The organism is Hyphomicrobium sp. 2TAF46, from assembly GCF_052114865.1.
In the GTDB taxonomy this organism is placed as follows: Bacteria; Pseudomonadota; Alphaproteobacteria; order Rhizobiales; family Hyphomicrobiaceae; genus Hyphomicrobium_B.
In genome coordinates, this window is the sequence record NZ_JBFRFO010000007.1 from 320697 (window position 1) to 339454 (window position 18758).

The 18758-nt window shown below is 61.6% G+C and carries 16 protein-coding genes; 7 read left to right on the forward strand and 9 right to left on the reverse strand.

The features are described 5' to 3' along the window. Nucleotides 1-9 precede the first annotated feature (9 nt). Nucleotides 10-1089 carry a DmpA family aminopeptidase gene (locus tag AB4Z24_RS16510; RefSeq protein WP_441710006.1) on the reverse strand — a complete coding sequence of 360 codons (1080 nt, stop codon included), beginning with the start codon at nucleotides 1087-1089 and terminating at the stop codon, nucleotides 10-12. A gap of 152 nt (nucleotides 1090-1241) precedes the next feature. Between AB4Z24_RS16510 and AB4Z24_RS16515 the strand changes: the two genes are divergently transcribed. Then, nucleotides 1242-2336, forward strand: coding sequence for a paraquat-inducible protein A (locus tag AB4Z24_RS16515; RefSeq protein WP_441710069.1), 1095 nt, complete (start codon nucleotides 1242-1244; stop codon nucleotides 2334-2336). Nucleotides 2337-2463: 127 nt separating this feature from the next. Further along, on the forward strand, nucleotides 2464-3105 hold the full coding sequence (locus AB4Z24_RS16520; RefSeq protein WP_441710008.1) for a glutathione S-transferase family protein: 642 nt from the start codon (nucleotides 2464-2466) through the stop codon (nucleotides 3103-3105). Nucleotides 3106-3497: 392 nt separating this feature from the next. Here AB4Z24_RS16520 and AB4Z24_RS16525 read toward each other — a convergent pair whose 3' ends face one another. From AB4Z24_RS16525 to AB4Z24_RS16540, 4 genes are all read right to left on the reverse strand, one after another. Continuing rightward, entirely contained in the window at nucleotides 3498-5216 is a 1719-nt protein-coding gene (locus tag AB4Z24_RS16525) for an MFS transporter (RefSeq protein ID WP_441710010.1), read from the reverse strand. Nucleotides 5217-5411: 195 nt separating this feature from the next. Continuing rightward, on the reverse strand, nucleotides 5412-6029 hold the full coding sequence (gene rpsD / locus AB4Z24_RS16530) for a 30S ribosomal protein S4 (RefSeq protein ID WP_290990102.1): 618 nt from the start codon (nucleotides 6027-6029) through the stop codon (nucleotides 5412-5414). A gap of 209 nt (nucleotides 6030-6238) precedes the next feature. Continuing rightward, on the reverse strand, nucleotides 6239-6871 hold the full coding sequence (locus AB4Z24_RS16535; protein WP_441710012.1) for a hypothetical protein: 633 nt from the start codon (nucleotides 6869-6871) through the stop codon (nucleotides 6239-6241). Between the two features lie 146 nt (nucleotides 6872-7017). Continuing rightward, a complete protein-coding gene (locus AB4Z24_RS16540) occupies nucleotides 7018-8358 on the reverse strand; it encodes an RNA methyltransferase (protein ID WP_441710014.1) in 1341 nt (446 codons plus the stop codon). Nucleotides 8359-8517: 159 nt separating this feature from the next. Here AB4Z24_RS16540 and AB4Z24_RS16545 point away from each other — a divergent pair, with 159 nt between their 5' ends. The 3 genes from AB4Z24_RS16545 to AB4Z24_RS16555 all read left to right on the forward strand — a co-directional run bounded on the left by AB4Z24_RS16545 (nucleotide 8518) and on the right by AB4Z24_RS16555 (nucleotide 10901). Next, nucleotides 8518-9738: an NADP-dependent isocitrate dehydrogenase gene (locus AB4Z24_RS16545; protein WP_441710016.1), complete on the forward strand. Its 1221-nt coding sequence runs from the start codon at nucleotides 8518-8520 to the stop codon at nucleotides 9736-9738. Nucleotides 9739-9780: 42 nt separating this feature from the next. Next, a complete protein-coding gene (locus tag AB4Z24_RS16550; RefSeq protein WP_441710018.1) occupies nucleotides 9781-10383 on the forward strand; it encodes a class I SAM-dependent DNA methyltransferase in 603 nt (200 codons plus the stop codon). Nucleotides 10384-10538: 155 nt separating this feature from the next. Continuing rightward, complete coding sequence (locus AB4Z24_RS16555) at nucleotides 10539-10901, forward strand: YybH family protein (protein WP_441710020.1); 363 nt, start codon at nucleotides 10539-10541, stop codon at nucleotides 10899-10901. 269 nt (nucleotides 10902-11170) lie between these two features. Here the strand turns inward: AB4Z24_RS16555 and AB4Z24_RS16560 are convergent, their stop codons facing one another. The 4 genes from AB4Z24_RS16560 to recA all read right to left on the reverse strand — a co-directional run bounded on the left by AB4Z24_RS16560 (nucleotide 11171) and on the right by recA (nucleotide 16649). Then, a complete protein-coding gene (locus AB4Z24_RS16560) occupies nucleotides 11171-11659 on the reverse strand; it encodes a hypothetical protein (RefSeq protein WP_441710022.1) in 489 nt (162 codons plus the stop codon). Between the two features lie 116 nt (nucleotides 11660-11775). Beyond that, nucleotides 11776-12498, reverse strand: coding sequence for a class I SAM-dependent methyltransferase (locus tag AB4Z24_RS16565; protein WP_441710024.1), 723 nt, complete (start codon nucleotides 12496-12498; stop codon nucleotides 11776-11778). A gap of 19 nt (nucleotides 12499-12517) precedes the next feature. Further along, the gene (gene alaS / locus AB4Z24_RS16570; RefSeq protein ID WP_441710026.1) at nucleotides 12518-15226 is read right to left on the reverse strand and encodes an alanine--tRNA ligase; all 2709 of its coding nucleotides are present in this window, start codon (nucleotides 15224-15226) and stop codon (nucleotides 12518-12520) included. 286 nt (nucleotides 15227-15512) lie between these two features. Continuing rightward, the gene (gene recA / locus AB4Z24_RS16575) at nucleotides 15513-16649 is read right to left on the reverse strand and encodes a recombinase RecA (protein WP_441710028.1); all 1137 of its coding nucleotides are present in this window, start codon (nucleotides 16647-16649) and stop codon (nucleotides 15513-15515) included. Between the two features lie 213 nt (nucleotides 16650-16862). Here recA and AB4Z24_RS16580 point away from each other — a divergent pair, with 213 nt between their 5' ends. Together AB4Z24_RS16580 and fae are read left to right on the forward strand one after the other, a co-directional pair. After that, entirely contained in the window at nucleotides 16863-17375 is a 513-nt protein-coding gene (locus AB4Z24_RS16580; RefSeq protein WP_441710030.1) for a hypothetical protein, read from the forward strand. Between the two features lie 140 nt (nucleotides 17376-17515). Further along, nucleotides 17516-18088, forward strand: coding sequence for a formaldehyde-activating enzyme (gene fae, locus AB4Z24_RS16585; protein WP_441710032.1), 573 nt, complete (start codon nucleotides 17516-17518; stop codon nucleotides 18086-18088). The last annotated feature ends 670 nt before the right edge of the window (nucleotides 18089-18758 follow it).

The window sequence follows — 18758 nt, forward strand, 5'->3', positions numbered from 1 at the left end:
CTCGCTGCTTCATCCAAGCACGAGCGCTTTTAGTTTTTGCGGATCGATGGCCTCGACGACCCGGCCGTGCTTGCCCGTTGTCGTCTCCGCTGCGAGCATCGCATTCAGCACAGCTTCTTCGACGCTCTCCACAACGGCGAGATAAATCGCGTCGAGATCGTCGTTGCTGACGGCCGTGAATGACAACGACGGCGGCTCCGGCAGCGGACCGGGATCGTTGGTCGTCGAAAACGCCAGGAAGATATCGCCCGAGTTGTTGCCGGAGGGCGTGCCACCCCGCCCGATGCCGATCGACGCCCGCCGCGCCAGCCGTTCGAGCTGCCCCGGCAACAACGGCGCATCCGTGGCGATGATGACGATGATCGACCCGCGCTCGTTCTCGTAAACCCGCTCGCCCGGCAAGAGATCGCCGACCGGCTTACCGCACACCGTCAGCCACGGCCTGATGCCGTGGTTCGCCTGCACCAGCACACCGACTGTGTGTTCGCCGAGCCGCGTCGTCGCCATCCGCGAAGCGGTTCCCGTGCCGCCTTTGAATTCATAAGCGATCATCCCCGTGCCGCCGCCGACGCAGCCCTCTGCCACGGGACCGGAGCGCGCGCCGTCGATGGCTCTCTTCACGTGCGCTTCGGTGACGTGAAATCCCGAAATATCGCTCAGAAAGCCGTCATAGGTCTCAGCCGCGACCGGCAGCGCCCAGAGATCCTCCCCTAGGGCCGAAAAGCGTTTCGCCATCCACTTCAGCGTGGCGTGATGCGCGAGTCCGACCGAAAACGTGTTGGTGATCGTGATCGGCCCCGTAAACCAGCCGGCATCGCGAATCCAATGCGCGCCTGTCATCTCGCCGTTGCCGTTCAGCGAGAAGACGCCCGACCAGACGGGATGCGCAAGATTTTCAGGCGTGCGCGGCAGGATCGCGGTCACGCCCGTATGAACGGGCCCGCCATCGTTGCGCAACGTCGTGAACCCGACCGTCACCCCGCCGACGTCCGTGATGGCATTGAGCGGCCCGGGCTGACCCGGCACCGGCAGACCAAGCCCGCGCGCCCGCGGTTTGCCGTTCGGCGCAAACTTCGCTGGATCGGTCATGAGCCCTCCTGACTGTGCTCTCTTTCCTTACCAGCAATGCAGCGCTTCAGCTTGACCCGCCACTGTCTCAATTTTGCCGAACGGAAGTGTTGCCTCGCGACATCGGCGACAGGGCTTGCCCCGGCCGCGAAAGGAGCGGGAAAGTGCAGGTCATGTGGCTGAGCGGCAGGCGCTTCTTTCTCTCGCTGACCATCCTGACGGCCAGCGTCTGCCTCGCTCTCGGCATCACGATGCCGATCCTGAAGCTCACCACCTTCTCATTCTGGACGACGGAGCACTCCCTCCTCTCGACCGTCGGCGTGCTGCTGCACGACGGCCAGACGTTCCTCGGCATGATCGTACTCATCTTCTCGATCCTGCTGCCGGTGACGAAGCTGCTTTACCTGTTGCTCGTCTCGACCTTGCCGCCGGCCGAAATCGTCCGCCACCAGGGCCGGTTGCGCGCGCTCGAATGGCTCGGCAAATGGTCTATGCACGACGTCCTGGTGCTGGCGTTGACGATCTTCTTCATCAAGAGCCAGGGCGTCTACGATGCCTCGAGCCTCAACGGCGTCTACTTCTTCACCGCCGCCGTCATGCTGATGATCCTGTCCTACGCGTGGATACGAACCGACGGCATGGCCGCCGCACCCGATCTCGTCCCCGTGCTGCCTCAGCCCGACGTCGGGCAAGCGGCCCGCGCCTCCGGCTGGCGCAACTTCGCGCTGAGCTTCCTGATCATTCTGGCGACGGTCTTTTTCGCGCTCGGCCTCATCCTGCCGACGATCCGCTTCACGACGGTTTATGTCTGGACGAATGAGCATTCGATCCTGACGATCATGTACGCGCTCTTCGAGAACGAGGAGTATTTCCTCTGCGCCATCGTATTCGCGGTGTCCGTCTTCTTTCCGTTCCTGAAGCTCTTTTACTTGCTGACGCTGATCACCGCGCACGACATGCCGGATGATTTCCGCCGGAAGTCCTTCGCAACGATGGAATGGATCGGCCGCTATTCAATGACGGACGTCATGGTGCTGGCGTTGATGATCTTCTACGTCAACTCGTCCGGCTACACGGAAGCCCGCGTGCTGCCGGGCGTCTACTTCTTCGCAGCTTCAGCCCTGATGACAATCCTCGCCTATGGCTGGGCCAACGCCGAGCCACCCTCCACGCGTCGCCGGAAGCGCAGACCGGACGGCGGCGGTCCAGCGATCTCGGCGAGCCCCGGCGTCTCCATCGCGCGCGCAACTCATCGCCGCCAATGGTGAAGGCCCGTCTGAGCAATTCGTTCACTATCTTGGAACGAACGCGCGTGGCCTAGCCATGTCGCGCGCAATCCCGCTATATCGTTGCCGCCCGCGCGACGGGTGGATCGATAAATGAGCGACGCAAGCGATGCTGAAAGTCTGGGGACGGCGCAATTCACTCAACGTCCAAAAAGTCATGTGGCTCATCGGAGAATTGGATCTCCCGCACGAGCACATCCCGGCGGGCGGCGGCTTCGGGAAACTCGACACACCCGCATACCTCGCAATGAACCCTCACGGTCGCATTCCCGTGGTCGAGGACGAAGGACGCGCAGTATGGGAATCTCATTCCATTCTTCGCTACCTCGCGGCGCGCTACGGCAAGGACCGCTTCTGGTCGGACGATGCCTGGCAGCGCTCCAACTACGAGCGATGGATGGATTGGTCAGCGACGGCGCTGCAGCCCACGTTCCTCAACGATGTGTTCTGGGCCTTCTATCGCACGCCCGAGACGGAAAGAGACTGGACGATCATCCATCGCGGTGTCGAGCAAAGCGCGAAGCATTTCGAGCTTCTCGATCACTGGCTGCAGGGAAAAGAGTACGTGCTCGGCGAGAGCTTGAGCCTTGCCGATATTACGACAGGCGCCCTTCTCTTCCGCTACTACGGCATCGAAATTCCGCGCCCGAGCCTTCCGAACGTCGAGGCTTGGTATGAACGGCTGAAGGCCCGCCCCGCCTACCGCGAGCACGTCATGGTGGCGTTCGACGATCTCTTCGGCAAACGCTGAACATCGCCACCTGTCTCGTCATCCTCGGCCGAGCGCAGCGAAGCTGCGTCCCCGCTTAGCAACGTCATCCCGGCGAAGGCCGGGATCCAGCCAAACATCGGCACAACGATTTCGGACCCTTGTCCGGGTGCCGACCTCCGTCGGCATGACGGTGGTGAGGTGATACCGATCGACGGAGCACGCAACTTTTAAGCGTAAACAAAAGGTCGCCACGGGCGCCCCCTCGTCATCCTCGGCCGAGCGCAGCGAAGCTGCGTCGATGGCCGGGGATCCAGCGTAAGAGTCGTCGAAGACGCAATATCGGGCCTTCGGCGCGTTTTACGCTGGATCCCCGAACAGTCTCGCGATGCTTGCCTGTTCGAGGATGACGGAGGTGCGCCCGCAATCGACCGTCAGATCGTATGGATGTCGCGATTCTTCGTTTCCGGAATGAACAGGAAGCCGATCACGGCCGTCGCCGCCGCGACCACGATCGGGTACCAAAGGCCGTAGTAGATGTCTCCTGTCGCGGCCACCATCGCGAAGGCGGTGGCGGGCAGGAGGCCACCGAACCACCCATTGCCGATGTGATAAGGCAACGACATCGAGGTGTAGCGAATCTTGGTCGGGAAGAGTTCGACCAGCGCTGCCGCAATGGGCCCGTAGACCATGGTGACATAGAGCACCAGGATAAACAGGATACCGATGACGGTTCCGGCTTGAGGGTTGAAGATGTCGATAGGACTGGACAACTTCACGATGCTTGCATCGCCCGCCTTCGGATAGCCCGCTTCGGTGATCGCCTGACTTCCGACCGTGATCTTGTCCTTCGGATCGCCAACCGCCTTCTCGAGATCGGCGGCAGCAATGTCTTTGCCCGCGATCACGACTTGAGCCGGCTGACCGGCGGGTCCCGCCTCGGTCGTGTATTTGACCGACGCCTTTGAGAGCCAGTCGCGAGCCTTGTCGCAAGCGGTCGTATATTTGCGTGTGCCGACCGGGTTGAACAGCGAGCCGCATTCGGCTGGATCGGCTACGACCTTCACCTGCACCGTCTCGATCGCATGGGCAAGCGCCGGATTCGCCGTCTCGGCAAGAAGCTTGAAGAGCGGGAAGTAGGTGAGAGCGGCGATCAGGCAGCCGGCGAGGATGACTGGCTTGCGGCCGATCTTGTCCGACAGCCACCCGAAGAACACGAAGAATAGCGTGCCGAGCAAGAGCGACCACGCGATCAGGAGGTTCGTGGTGTAGCCGTCGACCTTGAGAATGCTCTGCAGGAAGAACAGCGCGTAAAATTGGCCTGTGTACCAGACGACGCCCTGGCCTGCGACGAGGCCGAGCAGCGCTAAGAGAACGTACTTGTTGTTGGGATAGTGGAAGAAGCTTTCGGTCAGCGGCGCCTTCGAGCCCTTGCCCTCCTCCTTCATCCTCTTGAAGGCCGGCGATTCCGACAGCGACAGACGGATCCAGACCGAAATCCCGAGCAAAAGGATCGAGACGAGGAACGGAATGCGCCAGCCCCATTCCTTGAATGCATCCTCGCCGACGATGGTACGGACCGCGAGGATGACGATGAGCGACAGGAATAGGCCGAGCGTCGCCGTCGTCTGGATCCAGCTCGTATACAAGCCGCGTCGTCCCGTCGGAGCGTGCTCGGCAACATACGTCGCCGCGCCGCCGTACTCGCCGCCGAGCGCCAGGCCCTGCAGCAGACGAAGCGCGATCAGAATGATCGGCGCCGCGATGCCAATCGACGTCGCATTCGGCAACAGGCCGACGATGAAGGTCGACAGGCCCATGATCAGGATCGTTACGAGAAAGGTGTTTTTCCGCCCGACGAGATCGCCAATGCGTCCGAAGATGATGGCGCCGAACGGCCGGACAATGAAGCCCGCTGCGAACGCGAGCAGAGCGAAGATGTTGCGCGTCGATTCATTGTAGATGAAGTCGCCCGCCGGATCTTTCAGCGAGAAGAACTGCCCGGCGATGATGGTCGCAAGCGAGCCATAAAGGTAGAAGTCGTACCACTCGAAAACCGTCCCGAGCGAAGACGCGAAAATGACCTTTCGTTCCGCCGCGGTAATGCCCGTCGTCCGTGAATCGGCGAGAGTTCCCGTTCCCACGCTTGCCATGTGTTCCCCCCAACAGAGCTTCGTTTTTATGAACGCAAGTCTACGCACATAGGCGAACGAGAGGCGAATGACCGTTCTTCATATCGAAATGACGAACGGCACTATGACCAGCGTTGGATTTTATTGCGCAACGCAACAAAAAGGCCGGTGACGAAGCACCGGCCTTTTGGCGAAAACGAAGTTCTTGTCGAACGATTAGCGCGAGTAGAATTCGACGACGAGGTTCGGCTCCATCTGCACCGGATAGGGCACGTCGCTCAAAGCCGGAATGCGCGTGAGCGAAGCCGTCATCTTGTTGTGATCGACGTTGACGTAGTCAGGCAGATCGCGCTCGGCGCTCTTGATGGCCTCTAGAACGAGAGCCAGCTGCTTCGCCTTCTCGCGAACTTCGACGACGTCGCCGACCTTGAGGCGATAGCTCGGAACCGTGACGCGGCGGCCGTTGACGGTCACGTGGCCGTGGCTGACGAACTGGCGCGCGGCGAAAACCGTCGGCACGAATTTGGCGCGGTAGACAAGCGCATCCAGGCGGCGCTCCAGAAGCCCGATCAGATGCTCTGACGTCGAACCCTTGAGGCGCGAAGCTTCGTCGTAGGCGGCGCGGAACTGACGTTCCGAAATGGATGCGTAATAGCCTTTGAGCTTCTGCTTGGCCTTGAGCTGCTGGCCGAAGTCGGACAGCTTGCCCGAGCGGCGCTCGCCGTGCTGGCCGGGACGGCTCTCGCGGCGATTGAGCGGGCTCTTGGGGCGGCCCCAGATGTTCTCACCGAGACGGCGATCGATCTTATGCTTGGCGCGAACGCGCTTAGTCATCTTCTAGCACTCCATGAGTTATGGCACGGCTCGGTCGAACCGTGACTGTGGAGCGCCCCCTCCTCATCCCCCTTTCGGGGGCCGACAGGCATGGACCTTCAACAGTCCCGCCACGGGTGCGCAGAAATCAAACGCGGGCCCGAAAGGACCCGCGAAGACGTGTGGGTGATACCGGCGTCAGGCCGTTTCGTCAACGGCCTATATGACGCTTAGTTCTTCTTGATCGTCGTTTCCGGGACCGAGGTCGACCCTGTTGCGACCGGAGCGCCGGCCGCCGGAGGCTGCTCGGCTGCCGCGAAATTGGGCGGCGGGCTCGCGGCAACATAGGCCGCAATCATTTCCTTAACCTTCTTACGCTGCTCGTCCGAGCAGGTCTGCGCCGGCTCTTTCTTTTCGTCGACGACGACTTCCTTGTCGCCTTCCTTCTCGACGAGCTTGATGCGGCCGGTCAGCAGCATCACAGTCGTGAGGTGCAACTGACTGATGTAGACCAGATTTTGCTGGGTCCACTTCTTCTTGGCCTCTTCCCGGCGCATCATGGCGCGGTGATTCAGCACTTGGTCGTCACGCAGATCGCAGATCTGGGCATGCGCCGAAAGCCGCCCGGCCTTGATCACATCGCGCGCCACATCGAGCGGAACCTCGACTTCCGACTTTTTGTTTTTGTCGATGACAATAACCGAGCCGTCCGGCTTGGAGAATTGCTGCGGCGTGAGTGACCAAGCATATTCCATGAACGATCTCACCGCGTGCTCGCTAAGCTCCTGCGCGCCGGCGGGTACTGCAGTACCCACAAGCGACAGCGCCATTACGCTCGCCAACACCCCCGCCCTCGTATTCATCCACATCTCCAGTTGAGCCTCTTTGACCTTCTTTATTTAGTGAAATGGGAAACCCAGGCGCGGCCCTTGCAGCAGCCACGTTGAACAATGCCAGTAGCCTCTCGAGTTGGCATCGCTCGGCCCAAAACTTGGCTATATGAAGGCGCTTACTCCCCCCCTTTTCGGGCCTTTCCTTTGCCCTGTGAGAGCGTGGCAACTATACCACGAAGTGTGCGTACTTCCTGCTCTGTCGCGTTGAGTCTCGTCAAGAGCGTACGCAGGTTTTGTGACACGACGGATCGGCGATGAGCCGGATTGAAGAACCCGTTGGCTTCCAACTCGCGCTCTAAATGCTCAAACAATCCAAGGAGTTCCTGCTTGGTCGCCGGACGGTCCCGGCCCATGTAGAGACCTTCTGTGAGAGGCTTCTCGTAGGTTGTAACCCGGCCGAGACTTCGCCCGGCATCACTCCGCATCCATTCGTATCCCGTTAGCAGCACCGCCTGCGCCAGGTTGAGAGAAGCGAAACGAGAATTTACCGGAATCATGATGAACGCGTCGGCGACCGCAACCTCGTTCGTCTCGAGCCCATTGCGCTCGCGCCCGAACAGCACGCCGCAGCGCTCGCCCCGGCCGATCCGCTTCCGCATTTCGACGATCGCCTGCTCGGGCGTCAGCACGGGCTTCCGCAGATCCCGCTGCCGCGCCGTCGTCGCCCCGACCCAGTTCAGATCCGCCATACTCTCTTCGAGCGTGCCGTAGGCCTGCGCGTCATCGATGATGTAGTTCGCCCCCGACGCCGCGATCCGCGCCTTTTCGTTCGGCCAGCCATCGCGCGGGTTGACGAGACGAAGATCGTCGAGCCCGAAATTCGCGCAGGCACGCGCCACCATGCCGATGTTGTCCGCGAGTTGTGGCTCCATCAGAATGATCGACGGCGTCTCGCCCTCGCCGGCCACCGGCTCCCCGCGCATATGCGCCCGCCGCAGCCCGTGGCGCAGCTTGCGAATGACCCGGCGCGACCAGAACCAGTAATTCTCACCCGACCACTGCTTGGCGAGCGTTTCGAGGCACGGCGTCGTCACCGTCTCGGTGCCCTCGCCCCTGAGGCGAACACGGCCGTCGCCGACGATCACCTCCTTCTTGCTGAGGATGAACTGATCGAGCGTCTCGATGCCCTGCGCTTCCGTCCGCCGCTTGCACCCCAGGCAGGTTACGTTGTCTTCGACGCATTTGAGGCTGGCGCAATATTGCAGGATGGGCTCCAGCGTCGCCCGGTCGAGGCCCGGAATGGCGAGCGCCGCGAGCCCCTGATCGATCGATGCCGAATGGCAGGCGTGTACGATCGCGGCGACCGGCGTATCCTCCGGCCCGGTCACAGGCACGCCCCGATCGATGCGGATCTCAAGCGCCGCATCGCTTTTCGTCGTCTCAATCCCGGCGTTCAATGCGCCTCCGCGCGTCTCAAGGGCCGGCAGCGCCGCCGCCAGCTCGTTTCTGGCGTACAATTAGGCGCGATCGCGCCCGACATCTACGCTTCTTTTCTCGGGGAACTTGAACAACTCCGGGATCTGCCGCACGACTGCGGCGAAGGTTCACTTCGCGACCCCCGAACCTGCCGTTATGGTTTAAGTCCTGAGCTTCCATTCCTCTTCGCGAGACATTGCATGCAGAAAATCAAGGTTGAAGGCACCGTCGTCGAACTCGACGGCGACGAGATGACCCGCATTATCTGGAAGCTGATCAAAGATAAGCTCATCCACCCCTACATCGACGTTAATCTCGAATACTATGACCTCAGCGTCGAGAACCGCGACAAGACCGGCGACCAGATCACGATCGACGCCGGCAACGCCATCAAGAAGCACGGCGTCGGCGTCAAGTGCGCGACGATCACCCCGGACGAAGCGCGCGTCAAAGAATTCAGCCTGAAGGACATGTGGAAGAGCCCGAATGGCACGATCCGCAACATTCTCGGCGGCGTCATCTTCCGCGAGCCGATCATCTGCACGAACGTGCCGCGTCTCGTTCCGGGCTGGACCCAGCCGATCATCGTCGGCCGCCACGCCTATGGTGATCAGTATAAGGCGACGGACTTCAAGTTCCCCGGCAAGGGCGTGCTGACGATCAAGTTCGTCGGCGAGGACGGCACGGTCATCGAAAAGGAAGTCTTCAAGGCACCGGACGCGGGCGTCGCGCTGGCGATGTACAATCTCGACGAATCGATCCGCGACTTCGCACGCGCCTCGCTCAACTACGGTCTCGCGCGCAACTACCCGGTCTATCTCTCGACGAAGAACACGATCCTCAAGGCCTACGACGGCCGCTTCAAGGATATCTTCCAGGAGATCTACGACGCCGAGTTCAAGGCCGAATTCACGAAGCGCAAGCTCACCTACGAGCATCGCTTGATCGACGACATGGTCGCGAGCGCGTTGAAGTGGTCGGGCGGCTACGTTTGGGCCTGCAAAAACTACGACGGCGACGTCCAATCCGATACGGTCGCGCAAGGCTTCGGCTCGCTCGGCCTGATGACGAGCGTGCTGATGACGCCGGACGGCAAAACGGTCGAGGCGGAAGCGGCTCACGGCACCGTCACCCGCCATTATCGCGAGCATCAGAAAGGCAAGGAGACATCGACGAACTCCATCGCCTCGATCTTCGCCTGGACGCGCGGCCTCGCACATCGCGCCAAGCTCGACGGCAACGAAAAGCTTCTGGATTTCTGCAAAACGCTCGAACGCGTCTGCATCCTGACGGTGGAGTCGGGCTACATGACGAAGGACCTCGCCCTCCTCGTCGGCCCCGACCAGAAATGGCTCTCGACGACCGGCTTCCTCGACAAGGTCGACGCCAACCTCAAGGCCGCCATGAGCAAGACGGCATAGGGCTCGCGTCTCATTGACGATCCGTGCAGGAGCCGTAGCGCTATGAGTACCGACGCAGACCGCATCGTCGGACTTTACGATCGCCACGCATCGACGTGGGACACGGTACGATCACGAAGCCTGTTCGAGCTGCCATGGCTCGAACGGTTTCGCGCGTTGTTGCCGCCTACGGGGTCGGTGCTCGACATCGGATGCGGGTCCGGCGAACCCATCGCCCGCTTCTTCATTGACGCCGGCTACCGGCTGACCGGCCTGGATTCCTCGTCTTCCATGATCGCCTTGTGCAAGAACCGCTTTCCCAACGCCGCGTGGAACGTCGCCGACATGCGAACCCTGTCCCTCGGACAGAGCTTCGACGGCATTCTGGCGTGGGATAGCTTTTTTCATCTGCGCCGGGACGAGCAGCGCCAGATGTTCCCGCTCTTTCACGCACACGCCAACGCGAATGCGGCTCTGATGTTTACGAGCGGAACTTCGGACGGCGAAGCCATGGGGACGTTCGAAGGCGAGCCGCTCTATCACGCGAGCCTAGCCCCCGAGGAATACCGCAGCTTGCTCGACGACAACGGCTTTGAAGTCGTATCCCAGGTCTTCGACGACCCGCACGTCGGCGGCCACACCATTTGGCTCGCTAGGCGCAAATAGGTGCCGCGCGAGTCATCCCTTTTGCATCCACCACCTCACCATCGGCAATTCGTGGAGATCCACTGAGAGGCGGGATCGCCTTTCATCCTCCCGTCGCACGGAACGGCCAATAGCGTGGATTGTTTGAGTTTACCTGTGAAGCCAAGGAGAAATTGATGACAAGCGAAGTCGTGAACAAGGCGGCCAAGTGGGACGAGACATTCAACCAAGGAGACACGGTGAGCCTCGGCGGCCTTTACGCTCCGGATGCTTTGGTCATTCCCGCTGGCGGCTCGCCTGTCAAAGGTCCTGAAGCAATCGGAAAGTTCTTCAAGGATCTTCAAACCAACGGCTTCTCCGGTCACAAGATCGTTGTCGATAACGTCATCGAAAATGGAGACACGCTGATAGCCAGCGGCAAATGGCAGTTGAACGGGCCGGGCGAGAATGGAGCAACGAAACAGTACGGCGGCAACTGGGTGAATGTCGTCAAACGCAACGGTAGCGACTTGCAGATCCTCCTGCACACTTGGAATTGAGGAAGCTTCCGGCCGCCGTGCCTGGGAGACCTCTCTCATACTGCAAATAAAAACGCGGCGCATAAAAGTGCGCCGCGTTTTTCAATCGTCATCCCGGCCAAAGCGCAGAGCCAGGACACAGAACCCCGTGGGTCCGGGGTCTCGCAAGACGGCTCGCCTAATTAATTCACCGTCATCCCGGCGCAGGCCGGGATCCAGACAGTGGGCAGCAGAGTCAATGCGTATGAAGCGCGCCGGATTTACAGCGCGCACGGTCCTTTTCGGGGCGCTTACTTCTTCCCCGCCGCGATCTGCTGATCGACCTCGGCCTGCATCCGCGCCGTCATCACGTTGAAGTCGTTCTGCAGCTTGGCGCACGCCTCCGCCTTGCCGTCGCAAACAACCTTCATCTGGACCGTGAGGGCGTCACCCTCGTGCACCACTTTTCGGCAGACAGCCGCGGGATAAGCCGGATTATGCTTCGTCGTGAACGTGTACATCACGGTCGCATTCTTCGGATCGTCGCTAAAGGCGTTATAGAGCTCGCTCGTATAAACCTGCTGCAGACCTGCCTTCGACGAATAGCGCGCGATCAGCTCTTCCGCCTTGCCGGTCGCGTCGCCGCAAAATTCCTGCGCTGCCGCTGTCGTCGGTCCGGCTGCAGGCATCGGCGTCGCCGGCAGCTTGACGATGGCATCGTCTGCGTGCGCCGGAAGCGCGAACGCCAAAGCCACGAGAGTGATCGGAGCGAGCAGTCTGAAAGAACGCGTGCGAACCATGCGAAAGTGCTCCTCGGCAGGAAGAATGCGGGGCGTATATACCGAATATTCCCGATGGTCATCAGTGAATTACAGGAAAGGTAGATGCCTTTCGCAGCGCAGCATCATCGCTCTGGTCAAGTCGCGGGTTTCTCCCATTCCATGATGTAAAGATAAGGAACGCGGCGGTAACGCGCGGCCGTGTCCGGATCGCCGCCGCTCGGAGACGGCTCCGCGAAATGGCGCAAGATCAGCCCATGTTCAAGGAAGAGCGACATGTACGTACTGAGCGGCCGGTGCCAATTGCGAATTTCGATCCCGCGCCAGGCGACCCAGTCGGCGCGCTCTTCGAGATAGTTGTCGATGCAGAAGCGGCGCCGCCCATCGGCATCCGTCGTCCAGCCGTCGATGGCTGCCGTGCTGAAACTCGTGAGGTTGGCGATGAGAAGCGTTCCGCCGGGCCGCAAAGCCGCGAGGAAGCGCGATGCCGCCTGCGAAATATCGGCGATGTCGATCAGCGTCAGATAGCAGACGACAAGATCGTACGAAGCGGGCGGCTCGTCCAACTCTTCGGCGCGGCAGACGCGGTAGGCTCCGCCGGGATCGAGTTCCAATGCGCGCGCGACGAGGGCGCCTGTCGGATCGATCCCGAGCGGCTCGATGCCCGCATCCCGCAACATTCGGCAGAAGCGGCCTTCGCCGCAGCCGACATCCAAGGCCGTTTTGAAGCCGCGATCTTTGACGCGGGCGAGCATTGGCGCATCGAGAACGAATTGGCGGCTGAAGTCGCCGCCATCTCCGAGCGACGCGATCCAGGCTGCGGCGGAGCCGTCCCATCCATTGCCGTTCGTATCGCTCATGGCTTCCTACAGTCAGGCGTTACGCGGCCGAAGCTTGTCCCGCCAGCCGCGCCTCGATGGCCTTCAACGCGTCACCCGCCTTCGCGCCATCCGGACCACCGGCCTGCGCCATGTCCGGACGTCCGCCGCCGCCCTTGCCGCCGAGCGCCTCGGCACCCGCCTTGACGAGATCGACCGCGCTCCACGTTTTGACGAGGTCGTCGGTGACGCCGACGGCGAGACCCGCCTTGCCGTCCTCGGTGACGCCGACAACCGCGACGATGCCCGAGCCGACCTGCTTCTTTCCATCATCGATGAGGCCGCGCAGATCCTTGGGATTGAGGCCCTGAACCGTCCGCGCCAGCAGCTTCACGTTGCCGATGCTGCGAATGGCTTCACCGTTGGCGCTGGCGCCCGAACCCGCGCCGCCGCCGAGCGCGATCTGCCGCTTCGCGTCCTGAAGCTGCTTCTCGAGAGCTTTCCGCTCCTCGACGAGATTCTTCAATCTCTCGATCAGATCTTCGGGCCGCGTCTTGAGAAGGCTCGCCGCTTCCTTCACGCGGCTGTCCTGCTCTTCGAGATAGGCGCGCGCGCCTTCGCCCGTCAGCGCCTCGATACGGCGGACCCCGGCGGCGCTTCCGCTCTCTCCGACGACGCGAATGAGACCGATGTCGCCCGTGCGCGACACATGCGTGCCGCCGCAAAGCTCGACCGACCACGCCTTGTTGGCGCCGGGCCGCGTCGATCCCATCGACACGACGCGAACTTCTTCGCCGTACTTTTCGCCGAAGAGCGCCATCGCGCCCGTCGCGCGCGCATCGTCGATCGCCATCAGCCGCGTGACGACGGGCGTGTTCTCGAGCAGCACCGCATTCGCCATATCCTCGACGGCTTTCAACTCTTCGAGCGACATCGGCTTCGTGTGCGAGAAGTCGAAGCGCAAACGGTCCGGCGAAACGAGAGACCCCTTCTGCGCGACGTGCGTGCCGAGCACTTGCCGGAGCGCTTCATGCAAAAGATGCGTGGCCGAGTGATTGGCGCGCGTCGCCGACCGGCGCGCGTGATCGACTTCGAGCTCCACGGCGTCGCCCGCCTTGAAGCTGCCCGTCTCGACCTTGCCGAAGTGCACGAAAAGATCGCCAAGCTTCTTCTGCGTATCCGACACGCGGAACAGCGCGCCCTTCGACCCCTTGATGATGCCTTGATCGCCGAGCTGGCCGCCGCTTTCGCCATAGAACGGCGTCTGGCTGACGACGAGCGCGCCTTCGTCGCCGGCCTTCAGTTCCTTCGCCTCCTTGCTGCCCGCGACAAGCGCCGTGACGATGGCTTCGGCAGTCTCGGTGTCGTACCCGAGGAATTCCGTGGCGCCGGTCTTGTCCTTGATCTCAAACCAGAGGCCTTCGGTCGCCGCTTCACCCGATCCCTTCCAGGCAGCCCGCGCCGCATCCTTCTGCTTCTTCATCGCATCGTCGAACGCCGCCGTATCGACGGTGATGCCACGCGGCCGGAGCGCATCTTCCGTGAGGTCGAGCGGGAAGCCGTAGGTATCGTAAAGCTTGAACGCGACGTCGCCCGGGAAGACGGCGCCCTTCGTCAGCTTGCCCGAGCTTTCGCCGAGAAGCTTCAGGCCGTTGTCGAGCGTGCGGCGGAACTTCGTTTCTTCGAGCTTCAGCGTCTCGCCAATGAGCGGCTGCGCACGGACGAGTTCCGGATAGGCATCCCCCATCTCGCGCACAAGCGCCGGAACGAGATGATACATCAGCGGTTCGGTGCAACCGATCTGGGCGGCGTAACGCATGGCACGGCGCATGATGCGGCGAAGCACGTACCCGCGGCCCTCGTTCGACGGCAGCACACCGTCGGCGATCAGGAAGCTCGTCGAGCGGAGGTGATCGGCGATGACGCGGCGCGCGACGTGAAGGAATTCGGGAGTAGCGTCGCCGCCCTCCTTCGCCCCGGCCTTACCGGCTTCCTGGCGGATGGCCTGGATGAGGTTTTGAAAGAGATCGATGTCGTAGTTGTCGTGCTTGCCCTGCAGCACCGCGGCGACGCGCTCGAGCCCCATGCCGGTGTCGATCGACGGACGCGGGAGATCGACGCGGTTTCCCGGCGCGATCTGTTCAAACTGCATGAACACGAGATTCCAGATCTCGATGAAGCGGTCACCGTCGGCATCGGCCGAACCCGGAGGACCGCCCGGGATCTTGTCGCCATGATCGAAGAAGATTTCCGAGCACGGCCCGCAAGGACCCGTGTCGCCCATCTGCCAGAAGTTATCATTCGTCGGAATGCGGATGATCTTGCTGTCCGGAAAGCCCGAGATCTTCTTCCAGATCGCGTAGGCTTCATCGTCGGTATGATAGATCGTGACGAGCAGGCGCTTCTTGTCGAGGCCGAAGTCCTTCGTCAGCAAATTCCACGCAAGCTCGATCGCGCGTTCCTTGAAGTAGTCGCCGAACGAGAAGTTGCCGAGCATCTCGAAGAACGTATGATGGCGCGCCGTATAGCCGACGTTGTCGAGATCGTTGTGCTTGCCGCCGGCCCTGACGCACTTCTGCGAGGTGGTTGCGCGCGGGATGGCCCGCGTCTCCTGGCCGGTGAAGACGTTCTTGAACTGCACCATGCCGGCGTTCGTGAACATCAGGGTCGGGTCATTGCGCGGCACGAGCGGCGATGACGGCACGATTTCGTGCCCGTTCTTTCCAAAGAAATCGAGAAACGAAGCGCGGATTTCGCTGACGCCGGCCATGTGGTGCTTTCGAGCCTGATATTGAAAGTGATTTGCCCCGGGAACGCGCCCCGGAACGGCTTAAGGCCGCCGTTGTAGCGGCGGCCTCTGAACGTGTCCAGAAAAGGGCGTAACGCGGAGGGACCGTCAAGCCTGCGACGGAACGACAGCCACAACCCGGAGACATCCAATCCAACGTCATCCCGGCGGAGGCCGGGATCCAGTCAAATATCAACGCCGAAACTGGCGCAGGCTTGCCTGGGTGCCGACCTACGTCGGCATGACGAAGCTGCAGGCGGCATCTGCCTTAACGCTTGGCCTTGGCGACCTTCTTGCTCGCATCCTCGTCGGGCAGAACCCCGTCCTCGTCCGGCTCCTCCCCGTCGTCCTCTCCGGCGCTCGGATTGGCGAGCATCTTCTCGACGATCAGCCCGGCATTGGCGCGGATAGCCCGCTCCAGCTCGGCTGCGACCTTCGGGTTGTCCTTGAGGTACGTCTTGGCGTTCTCACGGCCCTGACCGATCCGGTCGCCGTTATAGGACAGCCACGCGCCGGACTTCTCGACGAGACCAGCCTTGACGCCGAGGTCGATCAGCTCGCCGACCTTCGAGATGCCCTCGCCGTACATGATGTCGAACTCGACCTGCTTGAACGGCGGAGCCACCTTGTTCTTGACGACCTTGACGCGCGTCTGGTTGCCGACGGTTTCCTCACGTTCCTTGATCTGTCCGATGCGGCGGATGTCCAGACGAACAGAAGCGTAGAACTTCAGCGCGTTGCCGCCCGTCGTCGTCTCCGGATTGCCGAACATGACGCCGATCTTCATGCGGATCTGGTTGATGAAGATCACCATCGTGTTCGACTTGGAGATCGAGCCCGTCAGCTTCCGCAGTGCCTGGCTCATCAGGCGCGCCTGCAGACCCGGCAGGCTGTCGCCCATCTCGCCTTCGAGTTCCGCCTTCGGCGTCAGCGCCGCAACCGAATCGACCACAAGCACGTCGACCGCGCCTGAACGCACGAGCGTATCGGCGATTTCCAAGGCCTGCTCACCCGTATCGGGCTGCGAGATCAAAAGCTCTTCGACCTTGACGCCGAGCTTCTTCGCGTAGCTCGGATCGATCGCGTGCTCCGCGTCGACGAACGCGCAGATGCCGCCCTTCTTCTGAGCTTCCGCAACGACTTGCAGAGCCAGCGTCGTCTTGCCCGACGATTCAGGCCCATAGACCTCGATGATGCGTCCCTTCGGCAACCCGCCGATGCCGAGCGCAATGTCGAGCCCGAGCGATCCCGTCGAGATCGCCTCGATATCGAGCTTGTCGTTGGCGCCGAGGCGCATGATCGACCCCTTGCCAAAGGTCTTGTCGATCTGCGCGAGTGCCTGCTCTAGCGCCTGCTTCTTATCCATTTTGCCCCCTTCGAGCACAGTCCAGTCCGGCCGTTCCATCGTGTCACCCTCAATCCCTATGGCAAGCGCCCAGCGCCATCAATTAAGGATGTGTGTACTTGATTTGTTCTGAATCTGTCAATCTCGTTTTGTTCTCATTTGGCGCGATTTGCGCCCAGGGAATCTCATAGCCCCACACCTGTAACCGGCGAAACAGCGCCACTTGTCGCCAGGGTGCAATCTCCTGTGCATGTTCAAGCCAAGGAGGCTCCCGTGTCCAAGTTGCTCGCCGTGCTGATCTCAGTTGCCATCGTCGCCAGCTCGTTCGCGTCGGCCGCGCAAGCCGGCCCTGGCCGCCGCCTTGGCTTCTTCCTCGGCGGTATGGCAGCCGCCAGCATGCTCGCCCATGCCGCCGAAGAACGCCGCCGCGAAGAAGCCTATGAACGCGAACGCGCCCGTCGACAGATGATTGCAGCGAGAGAGCGTGCGGCAGCGATAGCGGCCGCCAAGCGCGAGCGTGCCCGCCAGCTGGCTCTTCAGCAGCAGAAAGCCGCGCAGATCGCAGCAGCAGAGACGGCTCCTGCAGCAACGTCCGCGGCCGATAAGCCAATCCTGAAAAAGACCGATCGCCTGCCGGATTCGACAACGACGACAGCCTCCGACGACACCGCTTCGACGAAGACCGCAACGGTCGCGACCTCCGGCGATGTCACTCCCGTCTCGGCGAACACCTGCCGCAAATATTCCGCCGCCGTCGACGGCCTCGTCGATACCCCCTGCGAGTAAGCAAAAGGCCCGAAACGCCGCACCTTCCAGAACGCGCCATAACCGCAACTTATGGCGCGTCTACCTGCGGCCTGGGTTATCTGACGGCATGCGTCTAGAACCGGCGCCTCGAAGATAACAGCAGGAAAAGGTGAACACGAATGAGCAGTTCCACGTCTCAGTCCCGCTCGGGGCGTTTCGGCATTCGCGTCGGCGAAGCCCTTGTCGCAGGCGGCCCGCCGGGAACCGCAGCCGAACCGGAAGTCGCGATCGGCGAGATGGACGGTCCGTTCGGCACCGCGTTTGCGACGCTCCTCGGCGACCAGGTCAAAGGCCACACCCGCGTACTCTCGCTCTTGAACACCGACGTGATGGTTCGCCCGCCGACGATCTGCGTCAGCAAGGTCACCGTCGATAACGAGCGCTATACGAGCATCCTGATGGGCACCGTCCAGTACGCGACCGCCATGGGCGTGCTCGACGCGGTGCGCTCGGGCGACCTGCCGAAGGACAAGGTCGACGACCTCGGCATCATCGTGTCCGTATGGCTCCATCCGTCGGTCGCCACGATCGAGAAGCTCGACCACAAAGTCCTGTTCGACATTCATCGCAAGGCAACGAGCCTCGCCATCCATAAGGCGATGAACTATCAGCCGTCGATCGATTGGCTGCTCGAAAACCAGGACAAGATCATCCACAAGTACTTCGAGCGTGGCCTGAAGGGCGAGATCTAAGATCTCTCTTCGCGCATCGCGGGCGGCTCTCCGCAAGGGGAGCCGCCCGGCGCAACCGACAACCTAGGTCGTGAACTCATAAATCGAGGCTAGGTCCGCTTCCCGTCAGACAGCGGACGAGCGCGACTGGCTGATCCCATATCCGCAATGGGCCAATAGCGGCCGTCCATAGACAATCTGGGCGATCGCCGCTCAATCCCATTTGCAGACATCCGGTTCGAAAGCGGGCCACTGCTCGGAACTTTCCGTTCAGAAGCCGACGTCTCGTACACTTGAGCCAAATCTCTTTGCGACCCACAGCGGACGTCCGTGCCCAAGCGGCAGAGTTTCTGTCAACTTCTGCAGAGCCGAATTTGCGGTCGTGCGCCCCCTGATTGCGAGATTAGCAGAGGCGCGGAGTGGCCGCGTCTGTGCTTCGCCCCCCAACGGACAAATCCCGGAGTTCCCGTGGCCGACTAGAAGTGGAGTCAGCTCTCGACACACGCTGAAGGTGCCAAACCGGCGACCTTAATATACACAAGCGCTCCTTGGCAGGTTTGTTCCAGCGGCGATTGCGACCCAAAAGCACTGTGGGTGGTTTAGGGCGACGCACTTTTAAATTTTCTCACCTCTTACACAGAAACCAGCCGGTCACTGAGATTGGTATTCCCAGACCAATCCAGCCGACGGC